Origin of the sequence: Marinobacter sp. Arc7-DN-1, from assembly GCF_003441595.1 — a bacterium.
In the GTDB taxonomy this organism is placed as follows: Bacteria; Pseudomonadota; Gammaproteobacteria; order Pseudomonadales; family Oleiphilaceae; genus Marinobacter; species Marinobacter metalliresistant.
The window spans coordinates 1,859,538-1,878,012 of record NZ_CP031848.1 but is presented as its reverse complement, the minus strand read 5'-3'; the positions used below and the strand labels follow the sequence as shown (position 1 = coordinate 1,878,012).

General features: G+C 53.2%; 16 protein-coding genes. 11 read left to right on the top strand and 5 right to left on the bottom strand.

Features of this window, described 5'->3' with window-relative positions; all coding sequences use genetic code 11:
• Positions 1 to 135 precede the first annotated feature (135 nt).
• A complete protein-coding gene (locus D0851_RS08845) occupies positions 136 to 1,389 on the bottom strand; it encodes a hypothetical protein (protein WP_117618314.1) in 1,254 nt (417 codons plus the stop codon).
• Positions 1,390 to 1,720: 331 nt separating this feature from the next.
• On the bottom strand, positions 1,721 to 2,524 hold the full coding sequence (locus D0851_RS08840; protein ID WP_117618313.1) for an SDR family NAD(P)-dependent oxidoreductase: 804 nt from the start codon (positions 2,522 to 2,524) through the stop codon (positions 1,721 to 1,723).
• Positions 2,525 to 2,671: 147 nt separating this feature from the next.
• Between D0851_RS08840 and D0851_RS08835 the strand changes: the two genes are divergently transcribed.
• The 6 genes from D0851_RS08835 (at position 2,672) to D0851_RS08810 (ending at position 9,295) form a co-directional block, all read left to right on the top strand.
• The gene (locus D0851_RS08835; RefSeq protein ID WP_162893707.1) at positions 2,672 to 2,965 is read left to right on the top strand and encodes a hypothetical protein; all 294 of its coding nucleotides are present in this window, start codon (positions 2,672 to 2,674) and stop codon (positions 2,963 to 2,965) included.
• 40 nt (positions 2,966 to 3,005) lie between these two features.
• Positions 3,006 to 4,607 carry a chaperonin GroEL gene (gene groL / locus D0851_RS08830; RefSeq protein ID WP_117618311.1) on the top strand — a complete coding sequence of 534 codons (1,602 nt, stop codon included), beginning with the start codon at positions 3,006 to 3,008 and terminating at the stop codon, positions 4,605 to 4,607.
• A gap of 120 nt (positions 4,608 to 4,727) precedes the next feature.
• The gene (locus D0851_RS08825) at positions 4,728 to 5,702 is read left to right on the top strand and encodes a sugar ABC transporter substrate-binding protein (protein ID WP_205422298.1); all 975 of its coding nucleotides are present in this window, start codon (positions 4,728 to 4,730) and stop codon (positions 5,700 to 5,702) included.
• 65 nt (positions 5,703 to 5,767) lie between these two features.
• Complete coding sequence (locus D0851_RS08820) at positions 5,768 to 6,772, top strand: ABC transporter permease (RefSeq protein ID WP_117618310.1); 1,005 nt, start codon at positions 5,768 to 5,770, stop codon at positions 6,770 to 6,772.
• Between the two features lie 28 nt (positions 6,773 to 6,800).
• Complete coding sequence (locus D0851_RS08815; protein ID WP_117618309.1) at positions 6,801 to 7,751, top strand: ABC transporter permease; 951 nt, start codon at positions 6,801 to 6,803, stop codon at positions 7,749 to 7,751.
• On the top strand, positions 7,748 to 9,295 hold the full coding sequence (locus D0851_RS08810) for a sugar ABC transporter ATP-binding protein (RefSeq protein WP_117618308.1): 1,548 nt from the start codon (positions 7,748 to 7,750) through the stop codon (positions 9,293 to 9,295). The genes D0851_RS08815 and D0851_RS08810 overlap by 4 nt, the downstream gene beginning before the upstream one ends.
• Here D0851_RS08810 and D0851_RS08805 read toward each other — a convergent pair.
• The gene (locus D0851_RS08805) at positions 9,292 to 10,428 is read right to left on the bottom strand and encodes a LacI family DNA-binding transcriptional regulator (protein ID WP_117618307.1); all 1,137 of its coding nucleotides are present in this window, start codon (positions 10,426 to 10,428) and stop codon (positions 9,292 to 9,294) included. The two genes, D0851_RS08810 and D0851_RS08805, sit on opposite strands and share 4 nt — an antisense overlap.
• Positions 10,429 to 10,554: 126 nt before the next feature.
• Here D0851_RS08805 and D0851_RS08800 point away from each other — a divergent pair, with 126 nt between their 5' ends.
• From D0851_RS08800 to D0851_RS08790, 3 genes are all read left to right on the top strand, one after another.
• Positions 10,555 to 11,862, top strand: a complete 1,308-nt coding sequence (locus D0851_RS08800) for a M24 family metallopeptidase (protein ID WP_117618306.1) — start codon at positions 10,555 to 10,557, stop codon at positions 11,860 to 11,862.
• A gap of 111 nt (positions 11,863 to 11,973) precedes the next feature.
• On the top strand, positions 11,974 to 13,431 hold the full coding sequence (locus D0851_RS08795) for an NAD-dependent succinate-semialdehyde dehydrogenase (protein WP_227539497.1): 1,458 nt from the start codon (positions 11,974 to 11,976) through the stop codon (positions 13,429 to 13,431).
• A gap of 52 nt (positions 13,432 to 13,483) precedes the next feature.
• On the top strand, positions 13,484 to 13,927 hold the full coding sequence (locus D0851_RS08790) for a YtoQ family protein (RefSeq protein ID WP_117618304.1): 444 nt from the start codon (positions 13,484 to 13,486) through the stop codon (positions 13,925 to 13,927).
• 229 nt (positions 13,928 to 14,156) lie between these two features.
• Here the strand turns inward: D0851_RS08790 and D0851_RS08780 are convergent, their stop codons facing one another.
• The gene (locus tag D0851_RS08780; protein WP_117618303.1) at positions 14,157 to 15,524 is read right to left on the bottom strand and encodes an MFS transporter; all 1,368 of its coding nucleotides are present in this window, start codon (positions 15,522 to 15,524) and stop codon (positions 14,157 to 14,159) included.
• Positions 15,525 to 15,823: 299 nt separating this feature from the next.
• Here D0851_RS08780 and D0851_RS08775 point away from each other — a divergent pair, with 299 nt between their 5' ends.
• Positions 15,824 to 16,285: a universal stress protein gene (locus D0851_RS08775; protein ID WP_117618302.1), complete on the top strand. Its 462-nt coding sequence runs from the start codon at positions 15,824 to 15,826 to the stop codon at positions 16,283 to 16,285.
• Between the two features lie 47 nt (positions 16,286 to 16,332).
• Positions 16,333 to 17,835, top strand: a complete 1,503-nt coding sequence (locus D0851_RS08770; RefSeq protein ID WP_117618301.1) for an MFS transporter — start codon at positions 16,333 to 16,335, stop codon at positions 17,833 to 17,835.
• Positions 17,836 to 17,914: 79 nt separating this feature from the next.
• Here D0851_RS08770 and D0851_RS08765 read toward each other — a convergent pair whose 3' ends face one another.
• The gene (locus tag D0851_RS08765) at positions 17,915 to 18,331 is read right to left on the bottom strand and encodes a globin (RefSeq protein WP_117618300.1); all 417 of its coding nucleotides are present in this window, start codon (positions 18,329 to 18,331) and stop codon (positions 17,915 to 17,917) included.
• Positions 18,332 to 18,475 lie beyond the last annotated feature (144 nt).

The window sequence follows — 18,475 nt, the reverse complement described above, 5'->3', positions numbered from 1 at the left end:
CGTTTGTTCGAGGCTCTACTCGTTCTCGATAATGTTTTGAGCAAAACCCGCCTACAGAAGTGCGGGCGGGCTCGTTCTGATATTCTGAGTAATGCACGGGCAATCCTTGGCCTGAGCCGCTCTTACGCGACTTGATCAGAAATAAAGAGCGCCCACGATGTTGAACTGTGAGTTCCACTCATCATCGTTCCTGGCCGGCCCACCATTCGCAAAGTTCGCGTTTTTTGACGTCAGCATGCTTATCCACGTATTAAACGCACCCCTCGAGAGATGAACACCAACGATGCTGAACTGTGTGTCAAGTGAGGTAAACATGTCCTCGCTACCACTCGCGAGATAGTCGTAATCGTGATAGAACTTAACGTCTTCAAAGATGCCGACAGACAGAGGCATGGAGTAGGAGATACGGGTTGAATAGACCTTTCCATCGGCCGGTATCAAGGCACCTGTTGAAAGCGCAATTGAATCTTCGGTCTGATTCACGCCAGGCGCGTTTTTGACATTCCGGTCATAAGCCAGGCCCTGAACGGTGAGTGCAAAGCCACCGTTTCTATAGTTTGCAAAAGCAGTAGCTGCCCAATGGTCGCCACCATCACCGTTGGTACGAGTGTTAAAGTAATCTCCAAACTGTCCGTTTGACCCCAACTGCAACGTCGAACCCCCATCCAGGTAAAACGTGTAAGCACCACCACCGTGGAAAGTGTTCGTGGGCTCAACGTCTGCGAAAAAGGTTTCGTCAGCAAATCCGCGCGGGTTTATCTCTCCCTGGGCAACGACGTCGGGCCGATAACGGGCATTGGCATTACCGCCGCTTCGCTCGGTATTTTTAGTGAAGCTGAACACCCAGTGCCAATTGTCCTGCTTGTAGTGGGTTTTGATGCCAAGCTCGGGGTTGTTTGCCAAGCCTATCCACAGAGGCACATCACTGAGAAAGCTGTTGTCGTAATAAGAACCGTCTACACCTGCTCCAAGAGGCTGGATAATAACGCCTACGGAGGTTGACCACGCTTCGTTATGTTTCAGACCCACGTAGGTCCAGGCTGGGAAAAAACCCTGTTGGGTCACCTGATAATCCCATCTCGACTCGTAATAGAGCCCGTTGTCCCACTCCCCGCTGACAATGAGTTCGAGCTTGTCGAGAAAGAAATCACCGACCTTTTCGCGACTGGATTCGGAATGGTCCGCGTAAATGTAGAGGGTCTCGACGCCAACACCAAATCTGAGGGGTATGGTGTTCTCGATGTCTGCGAGACGTTTCTCAATATCGTCTATCTGGTAACCAGGTGATGTGTTAGCAATAGCTGTGGAAGTGCAAAGCATTGCGAGCACGCCAGTGAAAACAGATAATCTCCGAAAATTAGTCTGAACCTTTAGCATCGCGCTAATCATAGTTATCTCCGCTTTGTTCTTGTTTGTGTGGAATATGCAAGTCCGCAGTTACTTTCTAGCAGAACAATCGAAGCAATGCAAACGATTGCACGAAAATCAAAAATTTTTTGCTCTCTTATCAGTGAAGATCACTGGCGGCGGGGCCGGAAAAGTAGTTTTTCTACGCTTGCATGGATCGGGAATGGTCAGAAAAAGGCGCCAGCAAAAAGCTGGCGCAAACTCCCATGAATTGGGAGGGGGTATGTTGAGCACAATATTGGGGCGCCTGTTCAACATCAGGCCATTATTGACGAGTTACCACTACTCAGAGGCCCCTATGAGTGGAGGTGGGTCATTGCATCACTATGCCGCCATCGATCATGAGCAGCTGGCCAGTCATGTAATCAGATTCACTGCTTGCCAGGAATGACGCGGTTCCCACGATGTCCTCGGGATAGGAGTAACGCTTCATGAGAATCATGTTTTCGGCCAACTCATCCATAGACTGTCCGGGTTTTTCAAATTTCCCAATGGCCACCAAGTCTTTGTCTAGCTGCTCCCACAATTCTGTTCTCACGACACCTGGGCCATAGCCGTTAACCGTGATGTTGTGGTCTACCAGTGCCTTGGCCCCACCATTAATCATTGCCATAACAGCGTGCTTGCTGCATGAGTAGGGAATGACATCGTCAAAAGCCTGCCTGCTCAGGATTGAGCCTACGTTAATGATCTTGTAGGGGCCATTTTCCTTCCCCTGTTCGATCATCTGCCTGGCTGCTTCCTGCATACCAACCAGGCAGCCCCAGGCGTTCACGTCCATGATCTGTCGCCAGTTTTCTTCGGTAATATCCATGAACATCAGAGGCTTGTTGATGCCAGCGTTATTAACCATCACGTTTAAACTGCCGAACGCATCAACTGTGGCCTTAACAGCCGCTTTCATTTGTTCTCGGCTGGTTACATCCAGAGCAACCGCTATCGCCTCCCCGCCTTTCTCGCGAATCCGGGAAGCAACCTGTTCGCACCCTTCGATATTGATGTCTGCAATACAAACCTTTGCGCCCTGTTCCGCATAATACTCGGCAACAGCCGCACCAATACCTCTGGCTGATCCAGTAATCAGGCAGTTTTTACTTTGTAAACGTGTCTTATCCATAGTTTCCCCGCATCTTATCGTTGTTTGGGTATCGAGTGGAAAAATAAGTCTAGCGAACGAATTTTACAAATGCAAACGATTGCGCTAAGTTTGATGGTGTGCGCTACGCAAACAAGAAAGTGTCAGTAAGCAGAAAGCATTTACCAATTGGAGAAATTGATTATGACGTTGCATCCCGCTCCGGATCGACTGGTTTTGGAATTCATTGAGCAACGGCACGAGTCAGCCCAAGGTATCGTGATGTCGAACAGAAGCTCGGGAGAATCCCCGAAAGGGCGTTTTGTTGAGGGGGGCTATGAAGCGCTGTCCCGTCTTGAAGGCATAAAACGGGGCGATATCGTCTTTTTTTCAACCGGTCAGGGCGAACTTGTAACAGCCGCTGGTCGTGAAAGATTAATCATTCATACCAGCGCCGTGCTCGCCTGGGTCAGCGAACAATAAAAAGAACATCCAATCGTTATTAATCAGGAGCTTATTGCTTATGTCGGCGAAACATATTCAGTTTAATCAGGAAGCACGGAATTCGTTGCTGCGGGGAATCAACGCACTCGGTGATGCGGTTAAGGCGACGCTAGGCCCTTGTGGTCGACATGTGGTGATCAGTAAGAAAGATCGCCTTCCATACGTAACAAAGGATGGTGTGTCGGTTGCAAAAGAGACGGAACTGTCTGACGAGATAGAGGATACCGGGGCGCGTCTGGCCCGGAACGTTGCGTCCAGGGTAAATGAAGAGGTCGGGGACGGAACGACAACCGCGACGGTTCTGGCTCAGGCGCTTATGGTTGAAGGTATGAGGGCGGTCGCGGCAAATATGAGCCCGGTGGCTGTCAAGCGTGGGATAGAGCGGGCAACCAGAGATGCGGTTACTGCGCTCAATGAAATGTCACAGGCGTGCAATGATCCTGAGTCCATTCGCCGTATAGCCACTATCTCCGCAAATGGAGATATTGAAGTCGGCAAAATGATTGCCGACGCCATGAGCGTAATTGGCACAGAAGGTGTGATAACGGTTGAGGACGGAACAGGATTTGACCTTGAGCTGAACCTGGTCAAAGGCATGCAGTTTGACCGTGGATATGCATCGCCTCATTTTATTAACGACCACAAGACCATGTCGGTGGATTTTGAATACCCGCTGATTCTGGCCATCGACGGAAAATTCGATGCCTTTAATGACCTGGTCCCGCTTCTGGAAGAGGTGGGGAAGAGTCGGCGTCCACTTCTGATTATTGCCGAAGAATTTGAGCATGACACCCTGCCAACGCTTATCGTTAATCATATGAAAGGCCGGGTAAAAGTGGCGGCTGTAAAGTCTCCGGGATTCGGTGACCGGCGTAAAAACATGATTGCAGATATCGCGATATTGACGGGTGCCCGCCTGGTATCGGATGAACTTGGAGTGGCTGTTTCTCATCTTCAGGAAGCTGATCTTGGCAGCGCTAAAAGAGTGGTTATCACTCAGGATACCTGCACGATCGTGGACGGTCTGGGCGATCCCGATGCGATTACTGACAGAATTGACCAGATTAAGCAGCAGCTACCGGATGCATTTTCAGACTATGACCGGGAAAAGCTTATGCAGCGCAAGGCACGACTTTCCGGCGGTATTGGGGTAATCAAGGTAGGGGCCGCTACCGAAATAGAGATGGAAGAGCGAAAAGATCGTATTGGCGATGCTATTCAGGCCACGCGTGCTGCTGTCGAAGAAGGGTATGTGCCAGGCGGTGGCGTAGCATTGGTCCGGGCAATTGAAGTAATGGAGCCTGCGGACGAGCTGTCCCCGGATGAAGCGGCCGGATATGCCCTCACTATCAGAGCATTGGAAGCTCCGTTGTCTACGATTGCAGAGAATGCAGGCCTGGTCCCCGGGGTGGTTATCGAAAATATTCGGGGTCAGAGGCTGGATTACGGCTTGAACGCAGCAACGGGGGAAATGGAGTCTCTGTTCGAAACAGGCATTATTGATCCGACAAAAGTTACACGGCTGGCTGTGCAGACGGCGTCCTCACTCGCAACTCTGCTCATTACGACCGAGGTTTTGCTTGTTGAAAAGGGTGAAGTAGAGGAGGGGCATCAACACTAAGAAGGAAAACGGAAGCTTTCATGCAAACGTTTGCATTGTGTGACTGGCTTTGCCATAGTGAGTAATGGGCTGTAGAAAACCCTCACGATCCGTCTAAAAACAATCAACGGAGCTTTAACAATGAAAACCCAGATCAATTCAGTTCGCACTATCGGAAATGTCGGCAAAGTCTTATCGATCGCCGGAGCAGTCAGCCTCGGGTTGTCAGCAATGGCGCAGGCAGAAACCTTTAGAATTGGCATCACCCAGAATAACGTCGGCGTAGATAGCTATCAGACCACCTATGAGCAGGCCTTTGAGGAGGCAGCTGCTGAGGCAGATAACGTAGAGGCCGTGGTGCTTGATGCAGGCGGGGATGTTGCCCGCCAGATTTCCCAGGTAAGGGATCTGATTCAACAGCAGGTTGATGTGATAATCATCTGGCCAACCGATGGTCAGGCGGTTGTCCCGGCTATTAAAGGCGCTGTGGATAAGGGAATTCCTGTAGTCGTTACAAACTCCAATATTGCGGAAGCGGGACAGCCACTGATTGCGTCGTTCTCCGGTCCTAACAACATCCAACAGGGCGCGTATGCTGCTGAAATGATGTGTGACCAGCTCGGCGGCAAAGGTCAGATCGTTCAGATCACTGGGAAGCCAGGATATACAACCGCCGTTGAGCGGCAAAAAGGCTTTGAGGATCGTCTCCCTGAGGTTTGCCCCAATGTGACTATTCTGGATACGCAACCCGGCGACTGGAATCGCGAGAAATCACAGCGGACGATGGAAGGCTTCCTGACTCGTTATGACAGCATCGATGGTGTGTATGCAGCCGACGATAACATGGGTGTTGGAGCGCTCAACGCCGCAAAAGCTGCGGGCCGAGCTGACGATATTGTTTTCATTGGTGCAACCAACTTTGCGGTTGGATACGAGGCCATGGCCCGCGGCGAATACCACGGATCAGTGTATCAGTCACCCGCCGAGGATGCCCGCAACGCGTTGAAGACTGCAATTGCTGTTGCACAGGGCCAAAAGGTTGAGAAACTGAGTTATTTTGACACGCCAAAGATTACACCGGAGAACATGGACGAATTCGAAAAGCCCGTTTTCTGATCAGGGTAATCTGAAGGTAATAAGGGGCCCCGGAAAACAGGGGCCCCTCCATTGGTTGGAGTCAAATGATGAAAGCATGGGTGGAGTCGTTAAAGTCAGGTTTGCCTGGAAAGGACGTATCGCCGCTTCAGTTTTTTGGAAAGCACGGCATTTCAGTGGCTTTTGTTGTCTGCGTGGTGGTCTTTTCACTGGCTAGCAGCAAGTTTCTCAGTGCTGACAACTTTTTTACCGTCGTGATGCAGGCCTCAATTATCGGCACCATTGCATTGGGCGTCACCTTTGTGGTCATCGGCGGTAATCTCGACCTTTCGGTTGGATCTCTGCTGTCCTTTTCAACTGTTCTGGTGGTGGATCTGCATGACAAGGTGGACCCTGGCATGGCCATCGTGCTGATGTTTTTGTTCACCCTTCTGATAGGTGCGGTAAACGGTTACCTGATTGGTTATCTGAGGTTGAATTCGCTGATCGTGACCCTGGGGATGCTGTCTGCCATTCAAGGGATCACGCTCGTTTATACCGGCGGCAAGAACGTCGATATTGCTGACCAGGAAAACACCTGGTTTGCCTTTTTTGGCCGAGAGGAGCTTTTTGGCATACCTGTACCGGCACTGCTTTTCATCACGCTTGGAATCATTCTGCAAATCGTGCTGGTCAAAACCGGTTTCGGGCGAAAGATATTCGCCATCGGCGGCAATGGCACGGCGGCTCTGTTCTCGGGGCTGCGGAGGAATCGCCTGGTATTCAGCACCTACCTGTTATCTGCGTTCACAACCGGTTGCGCGGCCCTGATTCTGGGCTCCCGGGTTATGGGTTCCCAGAACAATGTGGGTGAGGGCTATGAGTTGCTTGTGCTCGCTGGTGTCATTCTCGGGGGAACGAGCCTGTTGGGCGGCTCTGGCAGCATTGTACGGACCATCATTGGCGTGCTCATTCTTGCATTGATCCAGAACGGTTTGCTGCTGTTGGGCTACCCATATTACACCCAGTGGCTCGTTACATGGGGCGTTATTATCGTCGCCGTATGGCTGGATATCGCCGCCAAGCGTGGAAAGCTGCTCAGCACTTATTAAAACCCGACAGATAACGGGGACAAAAACAATGAAACGTATATTCGCCATCGCAACAAAACAGCCCATCTGGCTGTTCGTTCTTGCCATTACTATTTTCTTCAGCTTTTCGTCGCCCTATTTTTTCGATCTGAATAATTTCAGCAATATCCTGGTGCAGGCGTCGACGATCGGGCTGATTGCTCTCGGGATGACCTACGTCATGATCAACGGCAACATTGATCTGTCTGTGGGCGCTACGGTGGCTCTGGCTGCCAGCCTTGCGGTAGGGCTGCAGCCGGCCCTCGGCATCCCCGGGGCGGTTTGCGTCGGGCTGCTGTCCGGTATTGCCATCGGTGCGCTGAACGGCATCATCGCCTGGAAAACCGGTGTTGATGCGTTCATTGTCACACTGGGGGCGATGATTGGTGTGCGGGGGCTCGTTTTTATCTACACCGAAGAGCAATCCTTTTACGCATTCGACTTTGCCTATTCCGACTTTGGTTCAAGTACGCTGTTTTCTGTTCCGACGCTGGCGCTCATTTTCATTGCACTGACCATCCTTGCCCATTTGATGCTCAAATACAGCGTTCACGGTCGCAATGTGTTTGCGGTGGGTGGTAACCGGGTTGCGGCCAAAGAGGCTGGTATTCGCGTTGGGCCGCACATGTTGATCAATTTTATTCTGGTGGGTTTCCTGGCGGCGCTGTCCGGCATTCTTCTGTCCACCCAGATGGGTGCGTCCACACCTAACCTTGGTCGTAATTACGAACTCTGGGCAATTACTGCGGTGGTTCTCGGCGGCACGCGCCTGACGGGCGGCTTTGGCAGCATCATTGGAACCTTTGGTGGCGTTTTGGCTATTGCGATACTCAGAAACGGGATGAACCTGCTTCAGGTGCCGTCATTCTACGTTCTGATTATTCTGGGCTCGATCTTAATCATCGTTCTGATTATTGATAAACGCTTTGCGGAACAGCAAGGTCAAGGGGTAGGCGCATGAGCACACAAGTTGACGTGAAAGAGTCGATAGGCCCGGTCTCAGGCCAGAAACCGTTGCTTGAGTTGAAAAACGTCAGTAAATCCTTCCCGGGTGTGAAGGCTCTGGATGGTGTGGATCTGGATGTTCGAGCCGGAGAGGTTCATGCGCTTCTGGGAGAGAATGGCGCGGGCAAATCCACTTTGATGAAAATACTGGCGGGCATCTATCAGCCGGACACCGGTGAGGTTGTTCTTGAAGATCAGCGGGTCCAGATGCGAACACCGCTGGAAGCGAGAGATCACGGCGTGCTGCTGATCCATCAGGAATTGTCCCTCGTGCCGGATATGACCGTAGGTGAGAATGTTTTCCTGGGGAATATGCCCCGAATGGCGAAGTGGTTCGTTAACAATGGCCTACTGAACAGGCGTTGCGAGGGAATCCTGGAGCGCCTTAACTGCAAGTTCAAGCCCACGGAGCGCCTGGGCAGCCTGTCGATCGCCAATCAACAGATGGTTGAAATTGCCCGTGCGCTGGTTTTCCAGCCGAAAGTCGTGGTCTTCGATGAGCCGACGGCGTCGCTGACAGACTATGAGAAAGTGGTTCTTTTCGGTGTCATCAGGGAGCTGAGAGAGAGTGGCACTGCGATTGTCTATATCTCCCACCGCATGGATGAGATTTTCGAGCTGTCTGACCGGATATCTGTATTGCGCGACGGTGTCTACCAGGAGACCTTCGATACGGCGCAAACCAACGAAGACGAAGTGACCCAGCGCATGATCGGCCGCGATCTTGATTCCGACATTACCCACGAACCCCCTGAACTTGGCGAGAAAGCCCTTCAGGTCAGTGATCTGAGCGTGGAAGGTCTGTACTCGGGCGTTTCTTTTGACGTACACATCGGTGAGGTGGTTGGTTTCTATGGCCTGGTAGGGGCTGGCCGCACCGAAGTGATGGAAACCATCTTCGGCCTGCGCAAGCCGGACTCGGGCGAAATCAGGATCAATGGCAAACAGCTGGGCATAAATTCGCCCTCTGACGCTATAGATCAAGGGCTTGGGCTGGTACCGGAAAGCCGGAAAGAGCAGGGCCTTGTGCTGGGGATGAGTTGTAAAGATAACACCACATTGGCCAATATCAGCACCTTTACCAAGCTTGGCTGGATCAATGCAGCTGCTGAGAAAGAGACCTTTGAAGAGTATAGGAAAAAACTCCGGATCAAGACTCCGGGCTGGGATTATTCCACGCAGAACTTAAGTGGCGGCAACCAGCAGAAAGTGGTGATTGGCAAATGGTTGAGCACCTCGCCGAAGATTCTGATTCTGGATGAGCCAACACGGGGGATTGACGTCGGTTCAAAATCAGAGATCCATCACCTGATCAGGGAGCTGGCAAAATCCGGCCTTGCGGTGATTGTTGTCAGTTCTGAAATGCCCGAAGTTCTCACTGTGAGTGACCGCATTATCGGCATGTACGATGGCCGGATAACACGATGCTTTGATCGTAGCGAAGTGACTGAGGACCTGCTAATCCGGGCCATTACCGGGCAGGTTGCCGAGGCGTCTTAAGAGGCCTCGATTTTCTTTCTGGTTTTGGCCGGCGCGGCCGTTGATTTACGGACGACAAGCCTGGGCTTCAGTAACACTTCCTCGTGAAAGTCAGCGTTACCGGACTTGATCCGTTTCAGCAGCAGATCGGCGGATCGTTCCCCCATCTGGAAATGGGGAATGGACACCGTCGTGAGAGGCGTCGCGAACCAGTCCAGGTAAGGCATATTGTTGAAGCCAACGATGGACATTCTCTTTGGACAGGTATAACCAAATTGTGTCATAGCAGTAATACAGCCCAGCGCAATGAGGTCGTTTGACGCAATCACCGCTGTTGCGTCGGGATTTTTTTGGAGAAATAGCGACATTGCTTCCTCCCCGGCGGTTTCTGAAAGCGCGTGGGCCTCGACAATGCGGTGCGGGTCCACGGCCAAATCACGGTCGGACATGGTTTGCGTAAAGGCGCGTAGCCGGATGTGTGAAACAGATATGTCTTTGGGGCCTGCAATAAACCCGATTTTCTGATGGCCAAGATCTAACAGGTGGTCGACCGCCATTCTGATACCAAGCGTGTCATCGACTTTCACGGTGTCTACATCGCCCTGATCTACCACTCGATTAACCAGAACCAGCGGTACGCCCTGCTTTTTGCATAAATCCACAACACTGTCCTTGCGGAAAGCTGCGGCGTAAATGATGCCATCCACCCCGCGGCTTATAAGCCTCTCTACTTCAGTACGGGCGACTCCCTCATTGTTCTGGCTATAAGCCAGAAATGCAGTGTACCCGTACTGGTCGAGCACGCTCTGTATGCCTCTGATAATCGGAGGAAACACCGGATTCATCAGGTCCGGAATAATCATACCAATGGTTTTGGTACTCCCAACCTTGAGCGCGTAGGCAGCCGCATTTTGCTTATAGCCCATTTCCTCAGCGGCCTTTCTTACGCGTTTCACTACTTCAGGAGAGATCATCCCATTCGATTTCTCGCTAAGAGCGCGGGAAACCGTGGAGGTATTAATGTTCAGGTGCTCCGCCAAATCGCGAAGCGTGACTCGTTTTTTCTGTATCAAAGCAAAAAACCCGAAAGGAGACTGAAAAGCTGATTGCGGACTGTGTGCCGGAACTATGAATCCGATATCAACAGTATACATAAGCACTGAACTTATGGCTTCTTTGCAGATTTAAAATTGATTTACGCAAACGTTTGCACTAAAGTGTTTTGTGTTAGCAATCGTACGCGAATCAGGCTTTTCTTTGCCGTTGCACCAGGAGGAATCATGGCTAAAACAGTGAAACCCAGCGAGCCAACCATTGTTCGCTCCGAAGATGTAGATCCACACTGGGTTTGGGGACGTCCCATACCGGCGCCGGGCAGAATGCATGTGGATTTCGAGGAGCGCGTGAACTATGACCGTTTGCATCGCTACAGGACGGGGAGGGCCCGAAACGCTCTGGCAGATTCCGATCTCGGCGCCATTCTGTGTTTTGACAACAACAACATTCGCTACCTTACCAGCTCGGTTATTGGCGAGTGGACGCGGGATAAGTTTTGTCGTTACGCCCTGTTTACCGGCAATTCTGATCCCTATTTGTGGGATTTCGGATCAGCTGCCGCTCACCATCGGATCTACGCACCCTGGCTGAAGCAGGATCGTTGTCGGGCTGGCATGCTTGGCTTGAGAGGGTCTATTGGCCAGGAAGCTGGTCTTTTCAAGCGTGCGGCGGAAGAGATTCGGGATATCCTCAAAGCTGAGGGAGTTGCCGATATGCCGGTGGGCGTAGATGTCGCCGAGCCGCCAATGTTATTTGCACTCCAGGAAGCCGGTCTGGAAATACGAGATGTGCAACAGATCATGCTGGATGCGCGACAGATCAAGAGCCAGGATGAAATCACTCTCCTGAATATGGCCGCCACGATGGTGGATGGCGCCTACGATCACCTGGCGGAGAAGCTTCGCCCGGGTACCCGGGAAAACGAGATGGTGGCCCTGGTCAATAAGTTTCTCTACGACAACGGCTCTGATGACGTGGAGGCAATCAATGCCGTATCCGGTGAACGCTGTTGCCCGCACCCTCATAATTTTACTGACCGCATGTACCGGCCGGGTGATCAAGCATTTTTCGATATTATTCAGGCGTTCATGGGGTATCGCACCTGTTACTACCGCACTCTGAATATCGGCAGCTCTACCAGGTCGCAGGAAGACGCCTACAAGCAGGCGCGGGAGTGGATAGACTCTGCAATCGAGTTGGTTCGTCCCGGGATGACTACCGATAAAATTGCCGCCGTGTGGCCTAAGGCGACTGACTTTGGCTTCCCCAATGAGATGGAGGCGTTTGGTCTGCAGTTTGGCCATGGTTTGGGAATGGCGCTGCACGAGCGACCTATCATAAGCCGGCTTGTATCGTTTGACAGTCCGTTTGAATTACAGGAGGGGATGGTTTTTGCACTCGAAACATACTGCCCCGCCGCTGACGGAAACGGTGCTGCTCGCATCGAAGAAGAGGTTGTTGTGACTCCGGACGGATGTCAGGTGATCACATTATTCCCGTCCAAGGATCTTTTCATCGCTAACAAGTACTGATCGTAATGTGACATGAAGACGGTGACTGCGATCTTGTGTTCAGCACCGTCTTCAGGGCCAGGCCGGTCGTTCCGTAGATGTTTTTAAATCCCGAACATGGGAGTCTTTTTTGTGAAATTTTATATTGAAGAAGTTGGGAAAAGCGTGCCTAACGGGCTGTTTTTAAATGGCGAGTGGATTACAGAAACCGCAACAAAGTTCGATGTGATCAATCCCGCAACGGAGGAGGTCATTACGGCTGTCCCTAACTGCACATCCGAGCATGCAGAAATGGCTATGAATGCATGCGATAGGGCGGTGACCGAGTGGCTGGCCCGAACGCCACGAGAGCGTTCCGAGGTTTTGAGGACCATTTTCGACACGATGCAGGAAGAAAAGAACACCATTGCCAGATTGATTACGCTTGAGGAAGGTAAAACCCTGAAGGAGTCAACTGGCGAGGTTGATTACGCCTCGGAATTTTTCCGTTGGTATGGGGAGGAATCTCTGCGTTTGGGCGGGGAAATGCGACAGTCCCCCAGTGGCAAACATACGATTGTTGTGACACACCAACCGGTGGGAACGGCTTTGCTGATTACGCCATGGAATTTCCCGGCAGCGATGATTACCCGAAAAATTGCGCCAGCGATCGCCGCTGGTTGCGGTGTCGTTGTAAAGCCACCAAAAGAGACCCCGCTTACCTCCATGTACCTTGCAGATTTGATGCAACGCTGCGGCGTTCCCGATGGTCTTGTAAACGTTTTAACGACTGATGATGCGGGTATGCTAACCGAGGCGCTGGTGAGTGATCATCGGTTGCGAAAAATTTCCTTCACAGGTAGCACGGGTGTCGGACGACTTCTGCTTGGTACGGCGGCCAAAAGGGTTCTCAATACATCGATGGAGCTCGGTGGAAATGCCCCGCTTATTGTCTGTGAGGACGCGGATATTGATACGGCTATTGAGGGGGCCTTTGTTGCCAAATTGCGCAATGCCGGCGAGTCTTGTATTGCTGCAAACAGACTTTTTGTTCACGACGCGATATACGATGAGTTCTGCGACAGACTTGTAGAGCGGTTTGAGGAACTGAAAGTTGGCAACGGGTTAGACGCGGACAGCGATGTGGGCTCGATCATTTCCCGTAAGGAACTGGAAAAACTAAAGGCCATCGTTGCTGAGGCAGTGGAGGACGGAGCCACTGTTGCAACCGGTGGTACGGCGCTTCACGAGAAAGGTTTTTTCTTCGCACCAACGGTGCTTAAAAATGTCGAGCCAGACGCGCGTATTCTTGATCAGGAGGTGTTTGGTCCCGTTGCGCCCCTGGTCCGCTTTCGGGATGTGGGTTCTGTTATCCAGCAGGCCAACGACACGCCTTACGGCCTCGCTGCCTATGTTTTCAGCGAGGATGTCGGTAATGCGATGAGAATCGCACAGAGGCTGAACGCAGGCATTGTTGGCGTAAACCGCGGCTTTGTATCTGACCCCGCCGCTCCGTTCGGTGGTATGAAGGAAAGTGGTATAGGCCGGGAAGGTGCTCAGGATGGTATAAAAGAGTTCCTCGAAACCCAATATATAGCGACATCATGGTAGGCCTTTTCAGGTATTTATAAAGAATAGCCCGACAACAAGCTAGGAGTTTTAAATGAGCTGGACTGTGTACCTTTCTGGTGAAATTCATACTGACTGGCGTGAACAGCTTCAGGCCGGTGTGGCAGCGCTGGGGTTGCCCGTCGAGTTTACAGCACCCGTCACCGATCACGGAGCCAGTGATGCCGCCGGTGATATATTGGGCGTGCCGGAGGTTCCGTTTTGGCGGGATCATCAGTCGTCCAAAGTAAATGGCATTCGCACCAAGACGATGCTGGAACAGTGCGATCTGGCCGTGATCCGATTCGGCGATAAATACAAGCAGTGGAACGCCGCTTTCGATGCCGGTTACTGTGCGGCTTTAGGTAGGCCCTATATCACGCTTCACGGCGAGGACATCGTACATCCCTTGAAGGAGGTAGATGCTGCAGCCATGGCGTGGGCTCAGACACCGGAACAGGTGGTTGAGGTGTTGCAATATGTAACCACTGTGCGGTGACGGATGCAGCAATTTTGATCTTACATTGGTAACCTCTTCGCTGGCATCTGGCCCTCTCCGGATGAAAAGGGGCAGAGTACCGTTAAGTTATCCCGTGCCGAACGATTTTGATAGTTTGATGGAGTGAGTCAGGCAGCCTGCCAAGGTGACAGCCTTGCCGTGGAATCAGTGGCAGCTTTCGCGTGGAATGGGTGGCAGGCTTCGTCTGGAATACGCATCGGCGGTTCGCTCACTGCAGTCGGCTCTTTCGCCGGGGTGGCTCGATCAGAGGCTCCTGCTGTTTTTTCCGGTTCAGTGGGTAGAAAAGTTGGGGAGAGGCCAGCTCTGGCAAATCGGTTCGTTCCTCGTTGGCAGCCCACTCAACCCGCTCTGCGGATCGGATCGCATAGTGCATCCACACCAGGGCGGCTGCGACGATCACAAACATCAACATAAAATTGCTCTGCCAGATTCCGGTGAGGTCGTTCAGCACGCCGAAGGCCAGTGGCAGAATGAATCCCCCGAGTCCGCCAATCATCCCGACAACGCCACCCACAGCGCCCACGTGCATCGGATAGTAGACAGGAATGTGCTTGTAGACCGCCGCCTTACCCAGGGACATGAAGAAACCCAGAATAAAGATCAGCGCCACGAACACCGGCAGGCTCATCTCAAGGGTAAAGCGGATATCGCCATCGATGCCCTGCACCACATACTCGGTGGGCGGATAGCTCAGCAGGAAGGTACAGACAACGGAGGCACCGAAGGTCCAGTACATCACCCGGCGGGCACCGAAGTGGTCCGACATCCAACCCCCGAGGACACGGAACAGTGACGCCGGAATGGTGTAGAGCGCGGCGATGATGCCCGCCGTTTTGATGTCCAGGCCGTAAACGCCAATAAGGAAGTGAGGCAACCAGAGCGCCAGGGCGACAAAAGCGCCGAATACGAAGAAATAGTACAAAGCAAACCGCCAGACCCTCAGCTCACGCAGCGGCTCCATCTGCTCCATGAATGATTTGGCCCTGGTGCCGGCCCGCTCTGCGGCCAGAGGGTCCTCCCTGGCCAGCAGGATGAAGACCACACCCATGATTGCCAGCACGGTGGCGTAGATCTGAGCCGTGCTCTGCCAGCCGAACGCGACCAACAGGAACGGGGCCCCGAAGTTGGTTACCGCAGCACCCACATTGCCCGCGCCAAAAATCCCCAGCGCCGTACCCTGGCGTTCCGGTTCAAACCATGCCGCCGTGTAGGCCACGCCGACGATGAAGGCGCCACCGGCCAGGCCGACACCCAGGGCGCCCACCAGCAGCATCAGGTAAGTGGTTGCGAAGGTCAGCAGGTACACGCAGGCGGCGGTGGTGAGCATCAGGATGCCAAATACCCAGCGGCCACCATAGCGGTCCGTCCAGATACCGAGGAACAGCCGGCTGATGGAGCCGGTGAGAATCGGGGTGGCCATCAGCAGGCCAAGCTGGGTATCCGACAGCCCCAGATCTTCGCTGATGCGGATTCCGATGATGGAGAAAATCGTCCACACCGCAAAGCACAGGGTGAAGGCAAATGTGGATAAACCGAGCGCACGATATTGCTCTGGTTTTGACGGGCTATTGGCCATGCTCCGCTCCCTCCGGACATTCATTAAACGATGTCTGAAAACATCGCCTAAACCTTACCAAAAACAGGGTTTTCCGATGCGGGGCATTGGAGGTACCTCCTGCTGGGGGCGGTGGTGGTAGGTGATCGGAGCTTTTCGAGGCCGGAGGGATAGACCCTTGATTTCTCTCGTGGGGTACATGCTGCGAACGTTGATTTCCGTCAATTATGGGGGGCGCCGGAGTGTGGGCTAATGCTGGCAGATACCAATGCCTGCCCCTTACACGGGCGATGAAAAACGCCTTCGGGAGAACCCATAAAATGAACATTATGATTGCCTACGACGGTTCGAGGAACGCCAGGTTGGCTCTGGCTCAGACCATCACCATGTTCCGCGATCTCAAACCCGTGATCACCCTGGTTGCGGTTGCTGAAAACCCACGGGATATCACCTCCGGAAACGAAGACCTGTTCCAGCAGGAAGTGGCCGAACTGAAAGAGCACCTTGCTGAGGCCCTGGGAGTGTGCGAGCAGGAGCAGATTTCCGCCGAAAGCATGCTGCTTGAGGGGGATGCGCGGAAAATGCTGCTGTACGCCGCGGAGAAAAAGATCCATCCCGATATGCTCGTTATTGCGCGCCACAGCAATGAACCGGACGGCGGATTTATCGCCCGCTCGCTGACCTATTTCGTGGACGAATTGGATTACATGACCTTCGGCAGCGTGAGTTCCTTCCTCGCCCGCCGGATCCAGTGTCCGCTCCTTATTTTGCCCAGCCGTTGAGACTGGCGCCTAACCGTTTCTGTATCTGATAGCCCAGGGAGGCTGACATGAAAGTCGCAGACGTTTTCCACGTCAAAAATCCGGAAGTCAGGGCCCTGCACCTGACCTGGATCGCATTCTTTATAACCTTCTACGTGTGGTTCAACATGGCGCCGCTGGCATCCAGTATGCTCAAAAGCGTCAACTGGCTCACCGCGGATGATCTTCGCCTGTTTGCCATCGCCAACGTAGCGCTGACCATACCTGCCCGGATTATCGTGGGCATGGCCCTGGACCGCTTCGGCCCCCGCCGGGTGTTTTCGGTACTGATGGTATTGATGGCCATCCCTGCCCTGGTATTTGCGTTCGGCAACACCATGACCCAGCTCCTGGTCAGCCGCCTGGTGCTCAGCTCCATTGGTGCCAGCTTTGTGGTGGGTATCCACATGACCGCCATGTGGTTCAAACCGAAAGACATCGGCTTTGCCGAAGGCTTCTATGCTGGCTGGGGCAATTTCGGTTCCGCTGCCGCGGCAATCACCTTGCCGACCATCGCCCTGCAAATGTATGGCGGTGAAGATGGCTGGCGCTGGGCCATCGCCCAAAGCGCGATCGTGATGGCGGCTTACGGCGTTTACTACTGGTTCGCGATTACCGACGGCCCTGTTGGCACGGTTCATCGCAAGCCGCGCAAGGCGGTGGCGCTGGAAGTCAGCAACTGGGGCGACATGATCAAGCTGATCCTGTGGACCATTCCGCTGGTGGGTGTGCTTGGTATTCTGGTCTGGCGTATCGAAAACATGGGGTACCTGAGTGCCACCGGAGCGGCCATCTGTTACGCTGTGATTGTCGCCATTGTGGGCTACCAGATTGTCCAGATCCTGAGGGTGAACGTGCCGATCCTTAAAAAAGGCGTGCCCGAGGATGACAAATACCCGTTCAACAGCGTTGCTGCGCTGAACAGCACCTACTTCGCGAACTTTGGTGCCGAGCTGGCGGTGGTTTCCATGCTGCCGATGTTCTTCGAGGAAACCTGGAGCCTGAGCGCCACCGCTGCCGGCCTGATCGCTGCTTCCTTCGCCTTCGTGAACCTGGTGGCACGCCCGATGGGTGGCCTGGTTTCAGACCGTATGGGCAATCGCCGGTTTGTGATGCTCAGCTACATGTTCGGGATCTCGGTGGGCTTCGCGCTGATGGGCCTGATGAACTCCAACTGGCCCCTGATCATCGCCGTGGGGATCACCGTGTTCACATCCTTCTTTGTGCAGGGTGCGGAAGGTGCGACATTCGGAATCATTCCCTCTATCAAGCGTCGCCTCACCGGCCAGATTTCCGGGATGGCGGGTGCCTATGGCAATGTGGGCGCGGTGGTGTACCTCACTATTTTCACCTTTGTAACGCCCTCTCAGTTCTTCTACATCATTGCCGGTGGCGCATTTGTCAGCTGGCTGCTGTGCATGATGTGGCTGAAAGAGCCTGAGAGCGGGTTCTCGGAGGAATACCACGTGTCTTCCGTGGATCTGCAGATTGAAGAGGAAGAGCGTCGCCGGCAGGCTGTTGTTGTCGGATAACCTGATAGCCAGCAGCCGTAAAGCCGCCGGGTCACCCCCCGGCGGCTTTTTTGTTTTTGTCGAATGCCTGTTTCGATACTCAGAAATGGTAATAGCCAAACTTCATGTAGGTGATCCCGGGGCTGAGGATGAGCCTCCAGGCCAGCTCAACATCGTCGCTGAACTCCGGATCGTAAGCCCTTACGGTGTCGATCAGGCACTCCAGCCATAGGTCGTAGAGGTGCGGTTTGATGTTGAGTTGACGGGCACTGTGCAGGTAGGCCGTCCGACGGAGAACGTCGTCAATAATGCCGCTTGCGTAAAACGAAACCAGGCTGAAAAACGATTTCTTCAGCATATGTCGTTGTTCTGCCATATCCGTATTGCGAAAGAGCATGCGGACTTCCGACGACGACATCAGAAAGCGGCGGTAAAAGGCTTCAAAAAAGTCCGGACTGCCGGGACGGGGTATTACGACACGTTCATAGCTGGCGTCAAAGATATCATCGAAGGACATGACTGGCTCCGGCCGGCGAGAGGGTTGCGCTTCGCCCCTGTTTAAAACCTAGCACTGGTCAGTCTTACTGCCAAATGCAAACCTTAAGACGGAGCTACTGCCTCCGTACCGCAAACAAAAAAACCGACCCCATCGCTGGCGCCG